Origin of the sequence: Secundilactobacillus malefermentans DSM 5705 = KCTC 3548 (assembly GCF_001436395.1) — a bacterium.
GTDB classification, from domain to species: domain Bacteria; phylum Bacillota; class Bacilli; order Lactobacillales; family Lactobacillaceae; genus Secundilactobacillus; species Secundilactobacillus malefermentans.
Genome location: NZ_AZGJ01000017.1, coordinates 20,095 through 44,012 on the forward strand (window position 1 = coordinate 20,095; position 23,918 = coordinate 44,012).

Annotated in this window: 19 protein-coding genes; 12 read left to right on the forward strand and 7 right to left on the reverse strand. The window is 42.5% G+C overall.

What is annotated here, in order from left to right; translation table 11 throughout:
• Positions 1 to 174 precede the first annotated feature (174 nt).
• The 3 genes from FD44_RS04660 to FD44_RS04665 all read left to right on the forward strand — a co-directional run bounded on the left by FD44_RS04660 (position 175) and on the right by FD44_RS04665 (position 4,990).
• Positions 175 to 2,244, forward strand: coding sequence for a MucBP domain-containing protein (locus FD44_RS04660; RefSeq protein ID WP_010619517.1), 2,070 nt, complete (start codon positions 175 to 177; stop codon positions 2,242 to 2,244).
• 182 nt (positions 2,245 to 2,426) lie between these two features.
• On the forward strand, positions 2,427 to 2,522 hold the full coding sequence (locus FD44_RS10900; RefSeq protein ID WP_076621467.1) for a KxYKxGKxW signal peptide domain-containing protein: 96 nt from the start codon (positions 2,427 to 2,429) through the stop codon (positions 2,520 to 2,522).
• Positions 2,480 to 4,990 (forward strand): leucine-rich repeat protein, encoded by a 2,511-nt coding sequence (locus FD44_RS04665; protein ID WP_010619518.1) that lies wholly within the window; start codon positions 2,480 to 2,482, stop codon positions 4,988 to 4,990. The genes FD44_RS10900 and FD44_RS04665 overlap by 43 nt, the downstream gene beginning before the upstream one ends.
• A gap of 60 nt (positions 4,991 to 5,050) precedes the next feature.
• On the opposite strand, the gene FD44_RS04670 is transcribed toward FD44_RS04665, so the two are convergent.
• From FD44_RS04670 to FD44_RS10630, 3 genes are all read right to left on the reverse strand, one after another.
• The gene (locus tag FD44_RS04670; RefSeq protein WP_010619519.1) at positions 5,051 to 6,445 is read right to left on the reverse strand and encodes an FAD-binding oxidoreductase; all 1,395 of its coding nucleotides are present in this window, start codon (positions 6,443 to 6,445) and stop codon (positions 5,051 to 5,053) included.
• Between the two features lie 31 nt (positions 6,446 to 6,476).
• Positions 6,477 to 7,532, reverse strand: coding sequence for a zinc-dependent alcohol dehydrogenase family protein (locus FD44_RS04675; RefSeq protein ID WP_010619520.1), 1,056 nt, complete (start codon positions 7,530 to 7,532; stop codon positions 6,477 to 6,479).
• 183 nt (positions 7,533 to 7,715) lie between these two features.
• Positions 7,716 to 8,003: a hypothetical protein gene (locus FD44_RS10630; RefSeq protein WP_010619521.1), complete on the reverse strand. Its 288-nt coding sequence runs from the start codon at positions 8,001 to 8,003 to the stop codon at positions 7,716 to 7,718.
• A 215-nt stretch (positions 8,004 to 8,218) separates the two neighbouring features.
• Between FD44_RS10630 and FD44_RS04685 the strand changes: the two genes are divergently transcribed.
• Entirely contained in the window at positions 8,219 to 8,677 is a 459-nt protein-coding gene (locus tag FD44_RS04685) for a MarR family winged helix-turn-helix transcriptional regulator (protein WP_010619522.1), read from the forward strand.
• A gap of 5 nt (positions 8,678 to 8,682) precedes the next feature.
• Positions 8,683 to 10,101: a DHA2 family efflux MFS transporter permease subunit gene (locus FD44_RS04690; protein WP_010619523.1), complete on the forward strand. Its 1,419-nt coding sequence runs from the start codon at positions 8,683 to 8,685 to the stop codon at positions 10,099 to 10,101.
• Positions 10,102 to 10,145: 44 nt separating this feature from the next.
• On the opposite strand, the gene FD44_RS04695 is transcribed toward FD44_RS04690, so the two are convergent.
• Positions 10,146 to 10,706 (reverse strand): cysteine hydrolase family protein, encoded by a 561-nt coding sequence (locus FD44_RS04695; RefSeq protein ID WP_133278386.1) that lies wholly within the window; start codon positions 10,704 to 10,706, stop codon positions 10,146 to 10,148.
• 137 nt (positions 10,707 to 10,843) lie between these two features.
• Here FD44_RS04695 and FD44_RS10635 point away from each other — a divergent pair, with 137 nt between their 5' ends.
• From FD44_RS10635 to FD44_RS04725, 6 genes are all read left to right on the forward strand, one after another.
• Complete coding sequence (locus tag FD44_RS10635; RefSeq protein WP_010619525.1) at positions 10,844 to 11,431, forward strand: hypothetical protein; 588 nt, start codon at positions 10,844 to 10,846, stop codon at positions 11,429 to 11,431.
• A gap of 21 nt (positions 11,432 to 11,452) precedes the next feature.
• Positions 11,453 to 12,202 carry an SDR family oxidoreductase gene (locus FD44_RS04705; protein ID WP_010619526.1) on the forward strand — a complete coding sequence of 250 codons (750 nt, stop codon included), beginning with the start codon at positions 11,453 to 11,455 and terminating at the stop codon, positions 12,200 to 12,202.
• Between the two features lie 55 nt (positions 12,203 to 12,257).
• A complete protein-coding gene (locus tag FD44_RS04710) occupies positions 12,258 to 12,584 on the forward strand; it encodes a hypothetical protein (protein ID WP_010619527.1) in 327 nt (108 codons plus the stop codon).
• Positions 12,585 to 13,032: 448 nt separating this feature from the next.
• A complete protein-coding gene (locus FD44_RS04715; protein ID WP_056973810.1) occupies positions 13,033 to 17,694 on the forward strand; it encodes a KxYKxGKxW signal peptide domain-containing protein in 4,662 nt (1,553 codons plus the stop codon).
• A gap of 179 nt (positions 17,695 to 17,873) precedes the next feature.
• Entirely contained in the window at positions 17,874 to 18,422 is a 549-nt protein-coding gene (locus tag FD44_RS04720) for a PadR family transcriptional regulator (RefSeq protein WP_010619530.1), read from the forward strand.
• 1 nt (position 18,423) lies between these two features.
• Entirely contained in the window at positions 18,424 to 19,995 is a 1,572-nt protein-coding gene (locus tag FD44_RS04725) for an MFS transporter (protein WP_010619531.1), read from the forward strand.
• 93 nt (positions 19,996 to 20,088) lie between these two features.
• On the opposite strand, the gene FD44_RS04730 is transcribed toward FD44_RS04725, so the two are convergent.
• Both FD44_RS04730 and FD44_RS04735 read right to left on the reverse strand, forming a co-directional pair.
• Positions 20,089 to 20,901, reverse strand: coding sequence for a hypothetical protein (locus tag FD44_RS04730; protein WP_010619532.1), 813 nt, complete (start codon positions 20,899 to 20,901; stop codon positions 20,089 to 20,091).
• Positions 20,902 to 20,981: 80 nt separating this feature from the next.
• Positions 20,982 to 22,196 carry a DUF2075 domain-containing protein gene (locus FD44_RS04735; RefSeq protein ID WP_010619533.1) on the reverse strand — a complete coding sequence of 405 codons (1,215 nt, stop codon included), beginning with the start codon at positions 22,194 to 22,196 and terminating at the stop codon, positions 20,982 to 20,984.
• 129 nt (positions 22,197 to 22,325) lie between these two features.
• Here FD44_RS04735 and FD44_RS04740 point away from each other — a divergent pair, with 129 nt between their 5' ends.
• Positions 22,326 to 23,147, forward strand: a complete 822-nt coding sequence (locus FD44_RS04740) for a serine hydrolase (protein WP_010619534.1) — start codon at positions 22,326 to 22,328, stop codon at positions 23,145 to 23,147.
• 36 nt (positions 23,148 to 23,183) lie between these two features.
• On the opposite strand, the gene FD44_RS04745 is transcribed toward FD44_RS04740, so the two are convergent.
• On the reverse strand, positions 23,184 to 23,867 hold the full coding sequence (locus FD44_RS04745) for an N-acetylmuramoyl-L-alanine amidase (protein ID WP_010619535.1): 684 nt from the start codon (positions 23,865 to 23,867) through the stop codon (positions 23,184 to 23,186).
• Between the last annotated feature and the right edge of the window lie 51 nt (positions 23,868 to 23,918).

Below are 23,918 nucleotides of genomic sequence, written 5' to 3' on the forward strand. Positions count from 1 at the left end.
GGTTAGGGGATTTTTTTGTTCCAAATGAGACTCAATTTATTATAGCTGATAATAGTTATTCATCATTATTTTAGTAGATGTTAATTGTTATCCGTGTGGCTAAATGATATTCTATAAAAAAGATTAACTTTTCATGTGAATCGCACATCAACTTCTTTGGGGGAGGAAATGCAAATGCGACAAAAATGGGGAAATATGACCAAAATAGTTCATTACAAGCTACATAAAAGTAGGGGAAAATGGCTACTAATAGGCGTCACATTTTTATCTGTGGCGGTATTTGGTGTGTCGTCAGTTTCTGCGGATCAAACTAGTACAGCAGTGGCAGAAGAATCAGTAACAGCGCCTGCACCAACCCAGCAGGAGACTCAGGTAGCACCAGCACCAACTGAACAACAAACTGAGTCGGCGGCACCAGTTGAAAATCCAGAAGCAGAACCAGTGACTGAGGCACCACAGTCTGAAACGCCTGAGCCGGCAGATTCACCGAGCGATGAAACGCCACCAGCTGCTTCACAGTCGAATGCCAATCAAACAAAAGTTGCTCAGCGTCAATCGGGTCAGCCTGCCTTTCTTCCTGATGGGCCAGTTGAGCTTCCCGATGTAGATAGTGAAGGATTACCACTTAATAACGGGTACGTAACGGTTATGACCGACCAAGATTCCGTTACCCGTCAGGTATCGTCCACAATTCATATTACAAATGAGGATGTATCGTCTATTGATCCAGCTGAAATGGGCAAGCCCGTGTCAATTAAATGGAACGTTGTTGATGAAGATGGAAATCCGGTCACAACATTTACGTTCCGAGGAGAATATGCGATTGGTAAAACACCGAAAATTCAACCGCTATATTGGAGTAATTTATTTGATCACATGGTAACGTCGCAAGCAGAATTAGTTAATTATTGGATTGACGAGGACGAAGCAAAACCGTTTAATGTCGTGAACGCTTATACGACGGATGATTTGAAGCTGTTGCTAACGCCAGATTTAAATTATGATGGCCTTAAAATGGTGAAGGATGAGGCCACTGATACTTATGTACTGGAGATACGATTACAGATAGTTCCGAATTATCAAAAAACAGTGGTTCACTTTGTTGATCGGGCGGGAAACACGATTCGCCCCGATGAAGTACAATGGCTGATTTTTGGTGAAGCTAGTAAGACAACTGATTTCAATATCGAAGGTGCAGATTTATACGAAATTCAGACGGATGGGACGCAATATTACCAACCGAATCGAGTTGTATTTGATATTCACAATAAAACGATTACGACTGATGGCTGGGATAATCACTATGATTTTACGTTTGATAATTTTCCAATTGAAACTTATTATGTTCAGGGTGCGAGGGGGAATATCACTGAAAGCAACTTGTTCATTAATTTGGATGCTCCAACGGAACCCATCGAAACTCGGGCACTCTACGACACGCTTGGAATGACTAGGGCCGAGTTTTATGCAAAGGTGTTGAACGATTGGACCTATGATCTTGATGCTGTTTGGGGACCAGGGTATGTGGATGATTGGCGAACTGATAATCCTTACCTCACGAGTGAATCCAAAGAAGTAAACACGCAGTATAATGATGCCCTTGCACTTTACGCAACCTGGAAGAACATCCATACGTATGAAGTGACGGCAAGGTACGATGTTCATCAAGAGCCAGCGGTGGATGAAGCAACACTGATTGTGCATTATGTTGACGACGAAGGAAATTCAATCAAGGCCGATACAATCAAAAATGGGCATATTGGCAATTTGTATCAAGTGACTCCTGAAAAGACGATTGGCAATTATACGTTTAAAGAAGCGCACGGGGCGTTAGCTGGGAAATTGACATCGGCGTTGACTGAAATTACGCTGATTTATACGGCCGTAGATGGCGGAACCACCACCCCAAACATTCCGGAGACGCCAACAACGCCCGAAACACCGACGACTCCTGAAAATCCGGAAACACCGGTCAACCCAGTTGTGCCAAGCAATCCTGAAGAACCAGATGGCCCTAGACCAACACCAAGTACGCCAGCAAATCCAGGAACGGTAGCAGAGCCCAAGAATCCTAGTGATTCAAACGGTGAAGAGGCAAAGTTAAAACAAAATAATCAGCTCAAAATGACTTCGGCAGCAATACTCCCGCAAACAAATGATAGTCAAACAAATTCATTTACGATGATCGGGGTTCTAATGTTTTTGGTGGGGTTACTAGGCTTCAGACGGAAAAGAAAAGAGTAGCTATTTATAGATAGTTAAAACACCTTCATAACGAAGGTGTTTTATTTTTGAGGTATATAAACTTGTAAGCGCAAACGTGATTTTTAAATTGTAATCAAATACACACAATTCTCAGTATAATATAAGTGATTTTATGAACATATTTGGTATAATTGAAGTTGTAAAACTAGGGGGAATAAAAAATGAATATTTGGGATAAGAAAACGCATTTCAAAATGTATAAATCCAAAAAGGGTTGGATTATAGCAGGGGTAACGCTTTTTCTGCTGGTGTTTTAGGATTATCAACGCAGGCAAATAGTGCCAGCGCGGCAACCGATGATACAGGAACAGGTACACCTCAAACGGAGGCTGCTCCGGCAAGCACGAGTAATGATTTGAGTGCGAAAGAAGCAGTGTTAACAGGAACTGATTCAGGAAAAGACACACCTGCTACCACAGCACCTGCCACTGATGAGGGTACCAATGTCGGTACAGGTACTGAAGGTGCCGCTCAAACACCAGCAGCTGATGAAACAGGATCAAACGCAGCTGGTCAGAAGCTTGAAAATGAAGCACCAGGGGCGGATGCAGACCAAACTGCCGTCAAGACAGATAATGAGGCTACTGAGACAGATAAGCCAGAAACTCCTGCACCAAACGTACCGGTTTCAGATATTAAGTCAAAAGATACTGCAGACAATGAACAAACTAACAGCAATGATACTTTAGTAAAAGAAACGAATTTACCGAAATCAAGTAAAATGGCAACACAGATGTTCGATGAAACGGCAGTAGATGATACAACAGGAGTAAATGCTACAACTGATGTCCTAACTCCAGATTCCGACTTTAATTTTAGGGAAAGCGACGGAGAAATAACTATCTGGGGGTATACAGGAACGGCAACAAACATCGTTATTCCTGACACAATTAACGGAATGGATGTCACTATGATTGGTACAGGTGCTTTTGCAAATCAAACAACACTCCAAAGTGTTATCTTACCAAAGCATCTAAAGGAAATTGGGATGACTGCTTTTTATAACACACCTAACCTTACGAGTATCGTTATTCCTGATAGTGTCACTACAATTGATACTAGCGCTTTTGCTCAAACTGGATTATCAGCAAACCAAGGATTAAAGACCATTACCTTTGGTACAGGATTAACCTCAATTGGGAATTCTGCTTTTGCTAATAACCAACTTACTAATGACCTGAGTCAGGGGGAGACTTTCAACATTCCGGCGAGTGTAACGACTATTGACAACTATGCATTTGCCAACAATCAACTAACGGGTGTTGTGGTAGAAGGTACGCCAGCTAATTCGACAGCTTTTGGCAACGGAATTTTTGCAAATAATGGCTTAATGGAACTGATAGCGCCAGTTGCTCTTTATGGTAATAAGCAAAAACCTGGAATTTTTAATATGCCTGTTAATGGTCCTATAAACTTAGAGAATAATATTAGCTACGTCTATATTGGTGCAAATGTACAATTTGGAGAGGTTACCGATATTTCAGATGGTGTTACCTTCAGCAATAATAACTTTAAATTGCCTATGAATGCAGACGGAACAACAATTCCAGCGTTTAATTTTACTGTTACTTATTCGGATGAAAATGGTATGCAATTTCAAAGAACGGATTATGTTGAGTTATACAATATTGTGGCCCATGATTCCACTCTCTACGTTGGACAAACTTGGAATCCAAGTAGTAACCTAGACAGCACAACGCAAGGCTATTATGCAAACTACGATGAAAATGGAGCTCCCGCTAATTCTACTCAAGCAAATATTAGTGTTAGTTACTTACCAGCTGCCGTTGATACTAGTACTCCTGGAGTTACCCGAGTTATTTACTACTATGGCGCTCAATATACACCGATTAATGTCACAGTTTTGGCCAACCAAAGTACAATCACCGGTCAAGACCAAACAGGACATGTCGGTGATCCTGTTCCAGATGCTTCTAACTTTGTTGACAAACTCACGGATCCTGATGGTAATCTAGTTGATAATTCTGAGGTTACGGCTGATACAATAGCTGTTGATAATTCCACAGTTGGCGATTATCCTGTTACCCTAAGTTACACCGATAAAGTCGGCGTAGTTCATACAACTACGGTAACTTACCATGTGGTTGCCAATCAAAGTACCTTAGTCGTCCACGACGTCACCAATACCGCTGGCGATTCCCATGCCACAGCACCTGACTTTGTTACCAGTGCTACTGACTCAGATGGTAAAGATGTCAGCCAATCAGCCACATCTACTTTTGAGGGTGTTGATTGGAATACACCAGGTGACTACCAAGTTACAATTACAGTTGGTGGCATTTCGCAAACAGCCATTTTACACATTGTAGCCTCAACTAGTGGTGGCGGGGCGGTAACCCCACCAGCTGAGCCAGGAACACCAGAAACTCCGACAACTCCTGAAACCCCAACGACGCCAGAAGTTCCAGAGACGCCAACGGAACCAGAAACTCCAGTATTGCCTGGAGAACCTAATCCAGGAATTTCGGATCCAACAAATGAACCTGGAGCTACTGAAACAAAGACAACGGAAAAATCGGCTTCAAGTCACTACGCAATGAAGCTGCAAACAAAATATACAACTAAACATGAACAAGCATCATCAGAAACAAACCTCCCACAAACAAATGACTCAACATCAAATAAACTAGTGAGTGTCGGGTTGAGTATGATGATTGGTCTATTAGGCTTAATTGGATTTAAGAAACGTTCCAAAGAAGAATAGAAATCAAAAAATCCTTAATGTCAGAATTTAATTTCTGGTGTTAAGGATTTTTGCGTCTAGTTAATTAATCTTTCGTTTAGGATTTAGAATTCCCATTGGATCAAATAAATGCTTAATTGCATGCTGAATTTCATCTACATCAAAGCCCAATTCCGCATTGGTCCACTGATTTTTCAACATCCCAACAGCGTGCTCACCGGAAATGGTTCCACCCAGTTCGAGTGTTTTGCTAAGCAAACGGCGAGTTGCCTCAAGCACTTTGACAGGTGGTTCTGGCTGATCCTTTGGCCACAGTAGGCTTGGGTGCACGTTGCCATCACCAGCATGACCGGCAGTGTAAATGTCGACGTCTAGCTCGTCCGCAACCTGTAAAATGTAATCCATCATTTCGGCGAGTTTGGAAAGGGGAACGGCCATATCTTCCATGATGTGATTTCCATGGGCAAAGACCGCTGGAAGCATATCTTGGCGGAGCTTCATCAATTCGGCAGCCTTTTCAGGATTCGTTGTCAACTGAACGTTAGTTGCCACATCATCAGATAGGATCTTTTGGGCAATATCGAGGCTTTCCTGACCACCAGCATCCAATTTAAAAATGAGCATTGAAGCATCATTGCTGGCGTAGTGGGTATTTTCGTATTCATCTAGTGCAGCAACGGTTTTGCTATCTAGCGCCTCCAACATTACTGGGGCAATCCCAGACATGCGAAGATCGCGAACGGCTTTGGCGAGTGCAGCCATATTTTTGAAAAACGCAACGCCAGTAACCGGCTGACCAACGGGGATTGGGAAAAGTTTGACCGTTATTTCAGTGACAATTCCTAAAGTTCCTTCAGAGCCGACAAACAGTTGCGTTAAATCGTAGCCGAATGCTTGCTTATAGGTTCGACCACCAAGACTAAGTTCGCGGCCATCCGCCAATACAACTTTTAATCCAAGAACTGAATCCTTAGTAGCACCGTATTTTGCGGTACTCATGCCGCCAGCATTGGTACCGACATTTCCACCAATTGTCGAAATGGGCTTTGATCCAGGATCTGGTGCATAAAATAGGCCTTGTTTGCGAGCTTCGCGGTCGAGATCACCATTGACAACGCCGGGTTCGACAATCGCAATTCCATCATCTGGACTGATTTTTTTGATGTGATTTAATTTAGCAGTTGATAAAATAATCCCATCGTCAATGCCGTCAGCACCAATAACGGTTGAGGTATCACCACTTTGAGGGATGACGGGCAAATGAAATTTGCGGGCTGCCTTCAAAGTTCCTTTAATATCGTCAACGTCCTGGACTTCAACGTAGGCGAGGAGTTTTCCCGCCATAGAGTTAGCAGCGCGTCCATTTGCACCATGCTTTTCACTTGTCTCATCGTTAACGTGGATTTCGGCATGTGGTGCCTGTTCTTTTAAATAATGAAGTTTTTCATCATTTGAGTACTCAGAAAATAATAACATTTCATGACTTCTTTCTTTTTAGGTCGCCAATTTAATCTTGGCCAATTTGGAGAACACAAGCGCCTGTGATATCACCTTTTTTAACAAAGCGAAGTGCTTCATCTGCTTTATCAAAGGCGTAGGGGGTTGTGGTTGGTTGAATGTTTAATCGATCAGCCAACCGCAAAAATTCTTCCCCGTCCTTTCGGGTATTGCTCTCAACACTGGTCAAGTTTTTTTCATGGAAAATGTGTTGCTGATAATTCAGCTCTGGGATATCGGTTAAGTGAATGCCGGCTAATGCCAAAGTGCCACCAGGCGCAAGGCCCTTAAGCGCGTTAGGCACAATGTCCCCAACTGGGGCAAACATGATGGAAGAATCCAGCTTGACGGGTGGTAAATCATAAGCGCCATTTGCGGAAGTTGCGCCCAGTTTCAGAGCAAATTGTTGGGAATCTTTGCCACGGGTTAAAACGTGAACTTCGATTCCTTGGTCCAGTGCAATTTGAGCCGTGATATGGGCGGACCCGCCAAAGCCGTATAAACCAAGCCGACCACCAGCGGGAACGTTTGCCCGGCGAAAAGCACGATAACCGATAATGCCGGCACAAAGGAGAGGTGCAGCTGTTGTCGAATCAAATCGATCAGGAATGTGATAAGCAAATCCTTCAGGAACCGTGACGTATTCAGCGTAACCGCCATCATGATCCCAGCCAGTATATTTTGAATTTGGACAAAGGTTTTCGCGACCCGAGCGGCAAAAATGACACACGCCACACGTCCATCTTAACCAGGGAACCCCAATTCGTGCTCCCAAATTAAATCGACTAGTTTGTGGTCCCGTGGCCACCACTTCGCCCACAATTTCGTGTCCGGGGGTTACGTGTTCTTGGTGAACGGGAAGGTCACCTTCAGATACGTGCAAGTCGGTGTGACACACGCCACACGTTAACACTCTGACAAGAACTTCACCAGCTGCCGGAGTTGGAACTGGTTTGGTGATAAATTCTAATGGGGAACGAGCACCATCAATCGGACCAGGCGTGGTAACCTGCCAGGCTCTCATCGTTGTTGGTAAATCTGTGATTTTAGCATTAGCTTCAGCCATTATTCAATCGCCTCTATTGTATTGTGACACCTTAACCATAAAATTTTCCTGGTGGAGAATCAATTTAAACGACTTTGTGAATTTGAAATAATCCAGAATTTAAATCAAATTTTTCAGAGTATCTAAGAATAATTGGCTCACATTTAGTAATCGACGACTTTTGTTCCAAATTAATGTATTAGGTTACGTTAATTCCGGATTCAGTGGCCGAAAAACGAGTCTATTCTCGCCCGCAGTGTCAATTAAATGTTCGTAGGTAAGGGCAATTCCGGCGCCAGCTTTGACTAGTAGACTCGCATTATAAAACAAATTATAGGTTCCAATAAAATTAAACTGATCAAGTAAATCATGACTCCATTCATCAAAATTGCTGAGGTGTTTCATTTGAGCAGAGGTAATTAAGGGACGGCCAATCAGATGAAGATATGGAAATATTGCAGCATGTAAAGCCACTGGATTATGGCGGTGCAAGTGGATTTCCGGTATTTGGTGGGAAATTAAAACATTATACTGGTTAAGAAAAACAGGCGCCAAGATTAGTGTATTGAAATTGACTAATCTTGACGCCTATTTATGTCCTATTTTTTATTTGCTATCCCTCAAGTCAAGGCGACTAACACTTGCATATTTTAGCAAAAGAGAATAGCATAAAAACGTTAGCTTCCTAACGAAATGAGGTAGAACATATGGCAGAAACTAATTTAAATTATGGTCGATTAGCCAAGCAAGCAACGAACGTGATGAGCCGTCATTTAGATGCATTTGCGGCATCATACGGATTGACTGGCGTTCAATTGTCGACAATCGACTTTTTGGCAAGACAGAAAAATCAGTCTGTCCTTCAAAAGGATATTGAAGTTGAATTTTCAATACGCCGATCCAGTGCAACCACACTTTTACAGCGAATGGCTCAGAAGGAACTTATTAGCCTTTCGAAGTCGGCTGCTGATGAACGTCAGAAGGAGGTCCACTTAACGGCCAAGTCGCAAGACCTTATTCAAGTTGTTGGTGATTACTTAGAGGTTCAACAAAATAGTTTGGAAGCAAATTTTACGCCTACTCAATTGCGCGCTTTTAGTTCAATTTTAACGTTTCTTAAAAAAGACGAAGCTGGTAAAAATTATAAGAAGAATGGAGATCGATAATTAAAATGATTAATACGAATCAAAAAATTCGAGGACAGGTGATTGCGGCGGTCATCGCTACGGGCCTGATGTCCTTTTGTGGGGTGATTGTCGAAACGGCAATGAATATTACGTTCCCAACGTTGATGCGAGAATTCGGGGTGACGACTAGTACCGTTCAATGGCTGACGACAGGGTATCTGCTGACCGTTGCAATCATTGTACCGTTATCTTCCACACTCAAAAAACGATTTAAAATGAAATCTTTATTTATAACAGCAAATCTCCTGTTTATTTTAGGATTGATTTTAGATGCGGTGGCGCCAATTTTTCCAGTCCTGCTCTTAGGTCGGATCATTCAAGGCTGTGGGACAGGGATTGCGCTACCTTTGATGTTTAACATTATTATTGATCAAGTGCCACAGCAGAAGCTTGGGTTAATGATGGGAATTGGCACGCTTATTACGGCCGTTGCGCCAGCCATTGGGCCAACGTTTGGTGGTGTGGTGGTTGCCAGCTTGGGATGGCGGTTTATTTTTATTATTTTACTTCCTATTCTAATTATTTCTTTCTTCATGGGAATAAAAACGATTGAACAAAAATCAACGATTCAAGCGGTAAAAGTTGATGGCTTGAGCGTTCTCCTCATTTTCGTGACCTTTATTGGGCTCATTCTAGGTTTTAGCCAAATGGGAGGACACCCGTTCATGAGCCTGTCGGTTGGCGGTGCAATGCTAATTGGTTTAATTGGACTCGTGGGCCTCGTCTACCGAAGTCTGCGAATTTCTCAACCAGTTATTGATATCCGAGTGCTGAAAAACAGCTCATTTTCTGGTCACGTGGTCGCCTTTTTCATTTTACAAGTTGCGTCACTGGGGCTCTCATTTATTTTGCCAAACTATATGCAGTTAGTGAATGGTTCCACGTCCACCATTGCCGGACTCGTTGTTCTTCCTGGCGCAGCTATCGGGGCAGCCATGTCGCCAATTAGTGGTCGGTTACTAGATAATCTTGGCGCAAAAAAGCCAATTTTCACAGGTGTGTTTATCGTCCTGATTGGACTGGCATTATTTACGCTACTAGCCCTGAATATGGGCAATCTGGCGATCCTAGTGATTTATGTTATTTACATGATTGGGATTGGCCTTATCTTTGGAAACATCATGACGAATAGTCTATCGGTTCTGAATGCTGCCCAACAGACCGATGGGAATGCTATTTTAAATACACTGCAACAATTTGCCGGCGCAATGGGGACTTCAATCGTTTCCGCCATCATTGCGATGAGTCAGTTATCGGGTCATGGTTCTCTGGCCAGGTTGACTGCGATTGGCTCGCGGAACGCTTTGCTGGTTTTGACCTTGCTGGTAATTGTCGCAATTGGAATGCTAATTTATGCGGTTAACCTTGGTGAGAAGCAGAAAGTGAATCGAAGTAAACGTTAATAAAAAATCGTCCTATCTTAAGTTGATAGGGCGATTTTTTATTTCTAGTCAACAACCTTAGCGCCAAGCACATGTTCAAAGTGATCCAGTGCCCAGTCGTTTCCAGCGGGCGTCAACGCCGCCACGGCCTGCTTATGGATAACCATTTGGTAGTTAAGATTATAGGCATCGACTGCCGTGTGTAGCACACAAATATCGGTACAAACTCCCACTAAGTGAAGGGTATCAATGTGGCGCTCACGCAATCGTAAGTCTAAATCGGTTCCCGCAAACGCGCTATAGCGGGTTTTATCAAATTGGCTAACCCGTTTATGATTCTTGTGAGCATCAAACCAGGGGGCTAATGAGCCAAATAGATCACGGCCCCATGTATCGCGGACGTTATGAGGTGGGAAGAGTTTGGTTTCTGGATGGTAGGGGTCATTGGGGGTATGCACATCAGTGGGAAGGTAAACCCAGCCACCATCGGCCAGTGTCCGATTGGCGAGTTCTAAAATTTGAGAATTAATTTTCTGACCGGGTTCACCGCAAGTTAGGGCGCCTTTGTCGGCAACGAAATCGTTTGTATAATCGATAATCAGTAGGGCTTCATTTGCACTCATAATTGAGCCTCCAAAATTTTTGTTCAGGCAATTTTATCATTAACAGCATTGTACAATATTTTCACTATTTTTACTGGAAAAAGGGCATTGATAAATCTATAATTGTCAGCACATTAAGCAAATACTGGAGGAATTCATCCATGAACGATATTGCGGAAATTAGTGAACTTGTTGCCAGAGAAAGACTGTACCGAGTTAGACATAATCCGGCGATTGCAGATTGCTACTACCCAGATGCAACCGTTGCGACCAGCTGGCAAAGTGGCAGTATTGACACCTTTTTGAATCAAGAACCTGCTGAAGTCGATCCCCGATTTTCGATTGTGGGCAGCGTCAGCACCCCCGTTGTTCATCAAAATGGCGAACGAGCCTACGTTGAGTTACCAACAAACACCAGAATGCGAATGATGGTGAAGGGCGTTCAAATGGAAATTGAATCATTTCGGCGTTTAATCTATTATGTAGAAAAACGAGAACAAGACTGGAAAATTTCAAAAATGATTTCGATTAATGAAAGTGATAATCTTTATCCAGTTGTCCCCGGAACCCATTTGGATGTCGATCCTAAAGAACTGGAAAAGTTTCGACCATCCTATCAATTCTTAGCCTATGTCAGATTGGCAGCTGGTGGCTCAATCAGTCAGGAGTTACTGGGTATTGATCGACCAGATGATATAAAAAAATTGTATCAACAAGCTGAACAATGGTTGCTCGAAAAAAATTTATAATAATGAAGGAAGTTTAATCAAATGACGAATGAAATAGTGACCCTTATTACTGGTGCCAACCAAGGAGTTGGATTTGAAACGTCGAAGGAACTCGCCCAAAAAGGACAGCACGTTTTGCTCGGTTCTCGAAATAAGGAACGGGGCGAGAAAGCCGTCCAAGAGTTGAAGAAACTGAAGTTGAACGTCGATTTAATTCAAATTGATGTGACGGATAAGACGAGTATCAAGCAGGCAGCAGACAAGATTAATTCTGACTATGGCTACCTTAGCGTTTTGATTAACAATGCGGGGATGACAAACGATGCCCATCAAAAGCCTTCACTGATGTCGACCGATGTCATGCGTGAGGAGTATAACGTGAACTTCTTTGGTCTCATCGATGTGACGCAGGCGATGCTGCCGTTATTAAGGGAGGCTGATTCGGCAAAAATTATCAATCTTTCGAGTAATATGGGGTCGTTAAGCTTGGCCAGTGACTCAAAGTCTCGTTTCTATCAGGTGAGTTCACTGGGTTACCAGTCCTCAAAGGCGGCAGTCAACTTTGCAACGATTTGCTTTAGTAAGGAGTTGGCCGATACGAACATCACTGTCAATTCGGTTAATCCGGGCTGGACTGCAACGGGATTTGGAGGCCGCCCAGCCGATGCACTTAAAATACCAGGGATGCAGGAAGTTGAAGAGGGGGCCGCTCGAGTGGTGGCAATGGCAAGTGATCCAAATAATGAGGTAACTGGGACGTTTACTGAAAATGAGGGAACGTTGCCTTGGTAAACCGAAAGGAATCGTTGCATAGCAATGATTCCTGTTTAATTAGATAGGAGAAAAAATGGCTTATTATCTTTGTGCAGCATTTACATTGATTAGCGCGTTGGTTAGCCTCGGTTTTTCAATTGACGCTTATCATAGTGCTCAACCTGAGACTGCTTTGACTAATGCCAAATACGCGTTATCCCGCAGTACCGCAATTGCATTGATAATGGTTGGACTTATCTTGATAAAATCAACGCCTGCTTTGATGGTGATAGCACTTATCATGATTATTGTGCAATTACTTGATGGCCTTATTGGGATTAAAATAAGCCTGTTTAAAGCGATTGGACCATTGGTAACTGCAATCGTTAATGCTGTTTTGCTGGCGGTGCTATGGCTGTAGGGATAATAAGACTCGTTTTGGAACGTTTACTGAAAATGAGGGAAAAGTAGTAATGAATTTATTCAGAGCTAACTGAAGTCTTCACAATTGAATTAACAGGCTGACGTCTTTGCTCTCCCTGTCATGAATCGTTCAGAAAAATAAACGTAAAAGGCTGGAACTAGAAAAAATACTAATAAAAGGGTGTCATCCATTTGGGTGACATCCTTTTCAAGCTTTCACAGATTATTGTTAATGAGATGAACCAGTCGTAATTGTTATACATATGATTAGCTTTATCTTTTGAATGCTAATATACTAATTGTCGGTGTAGATAATTGTAATCAAACAGTTAGGCTGAAAATGTTTTATTATTTGTTATTTTGTTATATAATGAAACCGTTAACATGATCTTTTATTTATAGAGGGATTAACTACAAATTGAATATAAAATTAGGGGGTAACAAATTTGAGAGGGAACAATTTTGTTAAAGCCAATAGTGATGTGAAAGAACATTACAAAATGTACAAAGTAGGGCGTAGATGGGTGTTTGCTGGGATTACACTTATGACGTTTGGGTCGATGGTTCTTTTTGGTTCTCAAGATGTAAATGCAAGTACAAGTGAAATGAATAATGAATCTTCTAGTTCAGTGGCCAACAACAGTTCGGTATCAAACAATGAATCGAATACAGCGGTTATTAGTTCAAGTTCATCTAGTGTGCAAAAAACGAGTTCTTCTGATGAAAAAAATGAAGATTCAGCTGGCAGTTCAACTACAGAATCTGGTTCATCTTCTAACCAGAGTGGAAGTGTGGTACAAAATAAAGCTGCCGATGAAAATACGACAGATTCCAGTGATGCGGGCACGACTTCAGAAAAGAAAACAACATCTGATTCAGAAAACGTAAAGTCTGATACCAATAGTGATACAAAGGCTGATACTAATGCGGATACGCTGGACAATATAGATAAAAAAGCTGTTGATAATACGGATATCAAAGCTGATAGCTCAAATGTTGATGTAGCCTTTGACGGTCAGTCAGCTAAAGCGACTGTATTCAAGGCGAGTTCGAGAATGTTAACTTTAAGTGATGCTGTTTTGGCGGATGAGACAACTTTGGCTCAGTCTATTACTGTGGCTTTAAATGGTGTTACCACCGAGGTAGCAACGATTAATCTTGCAGATGCCGATGAGCTAAATGGTAGCAAGCCAGCACCAAGCGAAGTTCAAACATTAACCTTTAGCGGAACTTTTAATCCGGGGGACTCTTTTACTGTTTCCCTACCAGATGAATTTAACATTACGGGATTTGATGATGGCGGTGCTCAAGATGGCAACGTAATTACCTTTACATATGATGGTACGACCACCGCAGTTGTGAGCTATAAAGTGGAGTTTGATATTGTCGATTTAACAGCATCTGCACTTAAACAAAACCAGGCCCAAATTCCAGATGGGACTGTTGTTGATGTGACAGTTTCTAAGAATGGGGTTACAGATAATAGCATGGCGGTTACGTTGACTAACCCAACCCAATATTCAATCATTAAAGAAATTAAACGGGTTGTTCCAACTGAGGCAGATTCTCCTAATATTGTTGCTGGAGAAGAATACGGTTATCGGATTCGACTTGGAGCCGCAGATTATGATGGAAATGGCTGGCAAGTGGGCAATGGGTATCGTACCCAACTTACTAATGCGGTGGTTACGATTCCTGTGCCAGCAGGCTTTATTTTAAATACGGCTGATTCTGGTTTACTTTCAAGTTCTTCTAATGGAGAAAATGGTACTACTGGTTTGGCAAAGAATAGTGATTTGATCTTTTCGCAACCCGATGGTACAGGTTGTGACATTTTGGTGACCTTACCAGACGGCGATTATTTAGATGACTTTAATCTTTATTTAGCAGGTAGTTATGCAGATGGAACTATTGGAACGGTTACTGCCACAGGAAATGCAACGTTAACTGGAACACTCATGGGCCAAACAATTACAACGAGTGCTTCAACTGCAATGAGTGACACTTTAGCGACAGAAAACTATAGCACCTCTTATATATTAGGGAGTCAAAACAAATCTAATACCCTTTTGATTGGGTCTGACACGTCTGGCGTCAACAAAGGTGGTATGGGGTACATTAGTGTAAAAGATAACAGTAATTATGAAACTGGAGTTGATTATACCGTTACGTTGCCAGATGGTATGAGTATTACCGGTATCCAGGCTCCTTCAAGTAATTTTAAAACAGGTACAGAGTTTACAATTACAGCTACTGATATAAATGGGCAGACTTATACCGATACAGTCGGGATGGGTGACACATATTCGTTTGGCAATACAGCTCGAATTGCGACAATTAACGTGATGTCGACAGCACTTGATCCTGGTGATGGTGTAGATGGAACTTTTGCTCAAAATAATAATTATACCTATGCACTTTGGCTTTTAGGATCATTGGCAGATACTTATGATGATGGTAGTAGCTTGACTTCGGGAGATACATTGACATATACAGTCACTGATAACACTTCCGATGCAACTAATTCAAATACACAGACACTTACGAATGTGCCGGTTTCTGCATTAAGTGCAGACTCAATTACGTATACCGTACCCTCTACTGTTTTAAGTAGCGGTGATAAGATTACGGGAACTTATAAAATTGATATGGGGAAGGCAACCTTTAATGGTGCAGAAAATGATCCTACTCCTTTTGAACCAATTGTTTATGTAGTTGCGCCTGACAATACAGTGTTCGATAGTGATAATCCATTTGTTTTTGATACTACAGACACAGACTACAATGATGTTAAGGTTACAAAGTTGGCGGATTTAGATGGTCGCGAAGTTTACGAACTTGATTGGACAGGCACTGGTGATTCGCCATTGATTCACTTTACTGCTAACTATGTTGTAAAAAATAACCTGGTAGCTGGAGATACTGTTTCGATTGATCCTACTTTGGCCAATGGAAACGTTTTTATTACCTCTCCCGAAAATCTAGTTTCAGTAGTCTATCGTGACACTACTTACTTTACTAATGTGGCTGATCAAGTAACTGATACGGATTGGACCATTGATAATGGTGCACTTTATACGTATTACAAGTCATCATTATGGCAGACTGCTATACCACAAACGTTTGATCCAGTTGCAAGTATTAAGTCTGATGCAGATAGCGACTATTTGAACTATGATTCTAGCGATGTAGCCGGCACGTCAGCTGCTTTCAAGAATACTGATTTAAATAATGGTAAAGATGGAAGTGTTGAACTATTTATCAATAATGGTTCTTCAATAACCTATGCAAATGCCTATCAAGTATTTAATGTGGGTCCTTATTTACAAATGACGGGTGCGGGTGATGCAACCGATAATGGGACTTTGTTGTATAGTACTAGTGCTATAGACACTGCTAGCATCTCAAACATCTCTGATTTTGATAGTTTAGGATTAGTTCCCGCTGACCAAATTACTGATTGGTCAACTGTGAAAGCAGTCGTCCTTGAAACCACGAATCTAGAAGGCAGCTCTGCGGTAAAAGCAGACTTACCAATTGAAGTAACTAGTGCAACGGATGATGGAGATTATCATCAGGAAGCTGTTCAAACATTTGCGACCAATGCCAGTGGTGCTTTGGTAACATCAACCTCGCAAATTAGTCTTAAGACATTACAAAAGATTTCGTACACTGTTGATGTTGTTAATCAAGATGGTGAGTATATTAGCAATACTATTTATCCAAATGATCCAACTACGGTTGATGATGGATTTGTTGGAGATGAAGTATCAGCCCCAACCATTTCAGGATACACACTAACGAGCGACAATAATTCGGTTGAATTGACTGAAGCTGGACAAAATATTGTATTCACTTACACAGGGGATCCAGCCAGCGCAACAGTGACCTACGTTGATGATGACGACGAAGGTGCCACAGTTGGTGAAGTAGGAACTTTAAGTGGTAAGACCGATGATGTTGAAACCGTTACGGCAGACGTTCCAACTGGGTATCAATTAGCAGATGGACAGGCTGCGACCGTGACAACGACGTTGTTAGCTGGAGAAAATACAGATGACAACGTGGTAATTCACTTAGTTCACAAGCACAGTACAACGTTGCCGGATGGGTTTACTGGAACCACAACCTTAACGACCACGTATATAGGAGCCGGTGGAAGAACGCCAGTTTCAGCAAGCAGTGATGTGACATGGACCACAGATACTGATCTCGCCACTGGAGCCACGGTCTACACGCCAAATAACCAGTATGCAGTAGTTAACACGCCAGTTATTTCTGGTTTTACGGCTGACTACTCTGACAATAGTGACGCAACAGCCGTTTCAGAGACAACCACACAGCCAACTGATGTGTCATTTGAGATTAAGTACACCCCAACTGACAATATCGACCATAATACGGGAAACGGTAATCCGACAGTTGACGAAATTGTTGTTACGCGAACGATTCATTACACAGGTGCCGGAACACTCAATCCAACTGATGTTGTGGAAAAAGTTTGGTACAAGGCAGTTACCAATACGACTACTGGGAAGACCGCGTGGACTCCTCAAGGCGTTTATTATGAAGTAACTACGCCAACTTTAACTGGATATACGGTGGACATAGCCAAAGTAGCGATGGAATCTCCAGAAGCAATTATTACTGATCAAGGAGTTGTCCCTGAAAATACAACGATTACGGTCACTTATATAGCTGATCCTGTTACGGGAGGCGGTGGATCCACTACAGAACCAGGAGATGGAGTAAATTCCGAACCAGGTGAAAGTGGCGACAATTCTAATCCTGGTGGAGACAGCACTATCCCAGGCGACAATGACACTGGTGAAAGTGGTAAGGACAGTAGTGCTGCTAACACGAGTGGTGTTGATGATAAATTATCAAACCATTCTAAGCTTGACGAAGAACAAACAACTCATCAAGCAGTAACCCGTATGGAGCATGGTGTTAACCAAGCCAAAACGGATGGATCCTCAGCCCAATCAAGCCAGAAACTTCCTCAAACCGATGAGAGTCAGAATAAGGAAATGACGATACTTGGATTAAGCCTAATGGCAATTCTCAGCTTGTTTGGATTAGCTGGAAAAAAGAAACGTCAACATTAGTGGGAGGTAAAAGCAGGACAGACAGGCTTTAGAAAATTTTCAAAGTGTTAAGCTTATAAATAAAGATTGTATTAAGAGGACGCTATCACAGGTCTTCTTATTTTTTTGAGAAAAAAGCTTGCATAATATGTCGGAACGACCTATAATCGATAAGTCGTAACGACATATGGAGGGAAACGATGTACGAATTACTAATATTGAGCATTTTGAGAAATCGGGATATGTCTGGTTATAAGCTTGGACAGGTACTAGAAAGTAGTCTGGTGCCCCGTCGAGAAATTTCAAATGGCGTCATTTACCCGCTATTAAATCGGCTCGAAGAGAATGGCGACATTTTGGTGACGGAAAAGTCTGGGGAGCCGCGGAATAAGAAAATGGCCCACATTACCGAACTGGGTGAGCAACATTTTCAAGAGCTCATGCGGTTACCTGTCGCGAATGATGCCAAACGAGAATCCACCTACCGTTTTAAATTTCGGGGAATGGTTGGTGTGGATAAGCAAACCCAACAACAAATTCTGAATGATTACGCGGCGGCAGTTCAATCGGATCTCACACTTTATCAACGAGACCAGGCACATTTGAGGAAACAAATCCAAACTAAAAATGGGAACGTGGCCTCTTTGAGAATGGCGGTTAAAGCGCTAGACCTTAGTACCTCCATTTGCCAAACGAAACAAAGTTGGATTAAAGAATACAGACAAGAATTGGAACATGAGGGAGAATAACATGCAGAAGAAAACATCAATTAAGCAATGGATAGCTTTAACGGCGATGGGTCTCGGTGTATTTATGGGATTGCTGGACGTCACCGTCGTTAACGTTGCGTTGCCAACAATGGCCAAAGATTTTGATACAACGTTTACCAACTTACAGTGGGTACTGAACGCATACACATTGGTCTATGCGGTGACGCTACTGATTGCGTCAAAACTGGGGGACATGTTTGGTCGAAAGAAAATTTTTGTGGCATCCATGTTTTTATTTGTAATTGCATCAGCAGTGAATGGTATGGCAACCAATTTACTGGTGCTTGATATTGGACGAGGCGTTCAAGCAATTGGTGGCTCAGGAATGATGTCACTGTCAATGGCACTTGTGGCGTCGAACTTTGAAGGTAAGCAACGGGGATTGGCACTTGGAATTTTAGGATCCATTATGGGAATTTCAACCGCGTCAGGTCCGTTGATTGGCGGATTCCTAGTTGAAAATTTCGGCTGGTCCTCTATCTTTTACGTCAACGTACCAGTTGGAATTATTGCCGTCATCATGACGATTATTTACGTAAAGGAAACGCCAAGTTACGGGAAGGGTCAACGAATTGATTTGGGAGGAATGGTCCTCTCAGCAGGTGGAATATTTGCCATTATTTACGGCTTAATCGTCAAAGAAAGTCATCCCCACCTGGATTGGACCAGTTTCCAAATTATGGGTTGGCTACTACTCGGAGTGGTGCTCATGATTATATTCGTCATTGTTGAGCAGCACGTGAAGCAACCAATGGTCGATCTTAGTATGTTCAAACGCGCTCACTTTATCGGCATTATCCTGGTGGCCTTTGTATTGGGATCGGCAATGTACGCGTACAACGCGTATTTGACCGCCCTAATGCAAAATTACATTGGCTATTCTGCCGTTCAAACGGGTCTCCGGCAGCTGGTGATGAGTGCCTGGTCGCTGATATTAGGACCGGTCGTTGGGATTTTGGGTGCTCGCTACTCAAAGAAATGGATGATTATCACTAGTCTGTTTATCGGTGGAGCCGGATTCATTTGGATGGCTCAAGCGGTTGGCCCAGCGGTATCCTTTAAGGCAATATGGCCGGGGATGGTTTTAATCGGAATTACAAACGGAATGGTCAATCCGTTGTTAAATACAACCGGGATGGAAGGTGTCATCCCGAGTGAAATGGGAATGGCCTCTGGTCTACTAAATGTTTTCCGTCAGTTGGGTACCACGGTTGGTGTGGTAGGCTTGGGACTCGTTCAGGATTCAAAGTATGAAGCCTACTTAAGCAACCATCTTGGAAGTGTTAAAATGCCGGCGCAAGCTTTAGCAGGCTTGAAAAAGGCGTTAATCGATGCTGGACCGTTTTCTGGTCATGGCATCGCATTTTCAGAACGGTTAAGTCGGGCACCATTTGCGAAGGCGTTTCAACAGGTCGTTGTAAACGCCTATGACAAAGGCTTCTCAGCTGTTTCCTTAACAGCTGCGGGGATTGTCATTGTTGGTGGGATTGGCGCTGTTATTCTCCTAAAAAATCATGTTGAAGGAATTGACCTTACAGACAAGAAAAATTAAAAATTAGACAAAAAGAGGTGGCTTAACATCAATCAGATGTTGAGCCACCTCTTTTATGCTCGGAATCAGTCTATTTTTAAATTGGTTAAGGCACTAATTGCCCACTTCACTTAGCCAACCCTGAATCTGGTTCTTAATCTGATCTAAAAAGCTGGTGCCATCGCTAGTTTCTCCATCACTGGTGGTACTTTCTGAACTGCTAGACTCATTAGGAAAATCGCTTGAAGATTCTTCACTTGAGGACGAGTTGCTTTCAATCTTGTCCTTGATGCCGGAAACGGCACTGCTAATTTTATCCTTTGCTTTGGAAGCGGTGGTGCTAGAACTTGAGCCTGCTGTTGAACTGCTTGAGCTACTTTCAGCTTGTGCTTCAATCTTAGATTTAATTTGCTTGTATTCTGAGGAGTTCTTTCGAACAAGGGTCACGGTAGTTTGATTGCCCAAACCAGTAATCGATTTACTACTGTTGAACGTTACCTGATCACTATCTGCAGAAAGGGTGTAGCCCGTTACGTCGGAATCAAAAGTAGCTTGAGAATTCGAGCTCTCATCCTGGAAGGTTCCGGTGACGGAACTGGTTTGCTCGTTGCTAGGGGTATAAGTGAATTTGTCACTCGTTAGGGTTAGCGTGCTCAGACTGTCAATATCATCGACAGAGGTGTAAGTTGCACCATTAGCATTGCTGATTTCGACCCATGAACCGGTTAATTCAGAACGAGAATTGCGCCAAACGTTAAAGCCAACAATCACCAAGACAATTACCAACAGCCAAAGTAAGAACTTCCGCCAACGATGGTGTTTCCTCTTTTTGTTTGCCTTTTTATCATATTTATACGTTTGTTTTTGCTGCTTTTTCTGGTTTCGCAGTTCCCTGCGACCCATGAGTTCATCATGATTGTTTGACATCACTAACACTCCAATGACTTCAGATTAACAACAGTATACGTTATTTTCGCCAAATAGCAGCTAAATGATGCCATTCGTAATTAAAGCTTATTTTCTGTTAGGCGGGCTCTTAATTCGGGTTGACTGGCATAAATGTAAAGGCCGTGGACGCCGCGTTTAAAGAGGACGTTTAGTGTATTCATAATTAGCTGCTTTTTGAGTTGCACAAGAGTTGCGGGATCCGTGATGTCTGGCCGCTTTTTGAATATCTCAACATCTGTGACCTTGTTTAAGTTAACGGTCACGGCGTCCGTTTCTGGAACGTATTCGATGGGCGGCCCTAAAATGACGCCAACATAATTTAGATCAAAGCCTTGGACCGTGTAGATCGAGCCAACTTCGTTGATGGTCTCTGGCTTTTCCGCCCAGGGTATTTTGGAGTAGTTATATTGATCCCAGGGCAAATGAAACTTTCCTTCATCGATATAATGTTTGCGACCATCCAAGGTAGATGGATAGCCAGTCGTCGAAACAATCCGGGACAAGCCGTCTTCACGGTCATGCTGACGAATTAGCTGATACATTTTTTCAGCATCGGCCATGATGCGAAAGTCGAAGTTTCCAGAAGTTGACTGCGGCATTGGCTTAATCTTTCCGCGAATAAACGCATTAATCCAGTCAACGATTTCAGGACTGGCCTGCATTCGAAATTGGCGGTGCAGGTCGTACTCCGCATGAATGTACTGGTCGACGATTTTTTGGAGTCGTTCCCGATTCCAAAAGCTCTTTGTTTTTAAGACCTGGTACTCGTCAAAAACAAGTACAACCACTTGGGCTCGTTTGATAATTTCAATCAGTTGGTTATCCTGATCAAAATTATTATAACGATCGGGACGCGAAAGGAGGAGGTGCGCCTCATCAATCACGGCAACGTCGTAGTGTTCATCCTTTTTAGCTGCCCGATTAATAAACGTCGTCGGTCGGTCAAAGTTCTTTTTAAGCATGTGGGGTAATTCCCCAGCGATTGATTGGTAAACTTTTAAAAGTTCAGGATGATTGACCAGGAAGATATTTTTGGTGTGGTAAAGGGGACTATTCTCATTTGCTGCGGCAGTTTGCAGATCGTTGAAAAGCTGACTCAGGACGACGCTTTTGCCAGTTCCGGCGTCTCCGCGAATCGTGAAAACGGCGTGCTGCTCCGCGTGCAAGTTTGCGATAATGAATTTCTCAACGGTCTCTTTTAATTGCTTTTGTTCGTTTGAAAGCGCCTTGAAGGGCGAAATTTTCTCAATTGCTTGGTTAACAGATTCTTGCATAACGATTGAACAACTCTTTTCTGATTGATGGGTTAATGGTAAGCCAAAATCAATTCATAAAGCAACTAGATCCTTGGTTGCACCCACCGTTGCTTTGGATAATAATTGAATCCTCAAGGAGGAGTTAAAATGAAGTTACAAAAATGGGTGCCGCGGTTCGTCATAATCGGAGTCGTTACGTTGCTGACGTTAACTTTAGTGGGGAATAATACGGTTAATGCGAGTTCAACGAAGAAGCAACAACAGGCAATTACCAAATTGATTAAGCGGGATATGCGGGGAGTTGGCGGTAAATGGTCAGTCAAAGTTACCCGTTTGTCAGGGGACAAATTGTCTGTTACCACAGGCAATCACAAAGTCGGAAAGCAGCGTTCAGTCAGCACCATCAAAGTGTACGTTATGCTGACGGTATATCAGTTGGCGAAATCAAAGCGGCTGAAGTTGACTAAATCGGTGAATGCCGATTTGAGAAGAATGATTGGCTATTCCGATAATTCCGCAACTAACCGACTGATTCGGCGAGTGGGCGGATTTAAACGAGTGACGAACACTGCAAAAAAATATGGGTTTAACCACACGATATTGAAACGGTTTATGTTGGGGTCACTGAAAAATGGTGATAATTATACGACCGTTACGGATTTAACAAATTTTCTAACTAAAACTTATCGTCACGACTTACTCGGCAAAAAATACGATGGCAAAATGTTAACCTTACTCCGGCACTGTCGGAATCACAGTAAGCTGCCGAAGTTGGTTAACCATGCAGTGGTTTACAACAAAACTGGTGAGTACCCAGCCAAAGGAGTGCAAAATGATGCGACCTTGTTTAAAACAAAGCAGGGGGTCTATTCAGTCGTGGTGATGTCACAGGCTGGAAACCAGGCTAAACAATATAAGGCAATGAATCGATTAGGAAAAGATGTCGTGAATCGACTAAATAGGAATTAAAAAACAGTCAGAATTTTTTTCTGACTGTTTTTAGTTCTATTTAATTTTTTCGTTTGCAATGGCCTCAACGTAGCCCTTTGCAATCTTATCGATGTTTTTGTTGAAGTGTTTGTAGTCTGATTTGTTGGTGATAAAGCCTGATTCAACCAAACTGTAGTCGATTCCGCGACGGCGGAGAACGTTGCAGTTACGCAAGTTGGTTCGGTAGCTATAACCATGATAGGCGGGATTTAGGCCAACGTACTTCTTGATGACTTTTGCTAACTTTTTGTCCCGGGTGGTTGGGTGTTTCTTGTGAATAATCACGTGACCACCATGGCCACTAGGTGCATCTAAGTGAAACATGATGACCGTGGTGCTTTTTTTGATTTTGTACGAGCCCTTATGGAAAACTAAGGTGTCGCGAACAATATTGTGTTTTGGATTATAAATAGTCACGTTGCTATTCTTAATCTGCTTTGCGTATTTTGCCAAATGTGGCATCAGTTTCTTACGCATGACGGTTGCTTCAGTCGTACCATTTCCCCGAGCACCACCATCACCGGCCCCGTGTCCCATGACGAGCAAATAATGATGCTTTTTAACCTTCTTTGCCTTCTTGACTTTTTTAGTGGTCGTCGCACTAGCCGTAACCGTTTCCGGTTGAATCGTTGCGACGCTAAGGGCAATCAAGGCTAAAATCGCCGTGAAAAGTAGCATAAATCGTTTTGATCGTTTCATAAGCTCCTCCAAGAGTATGACATAGCTCCAATATTTGAGACAGATTTTAAG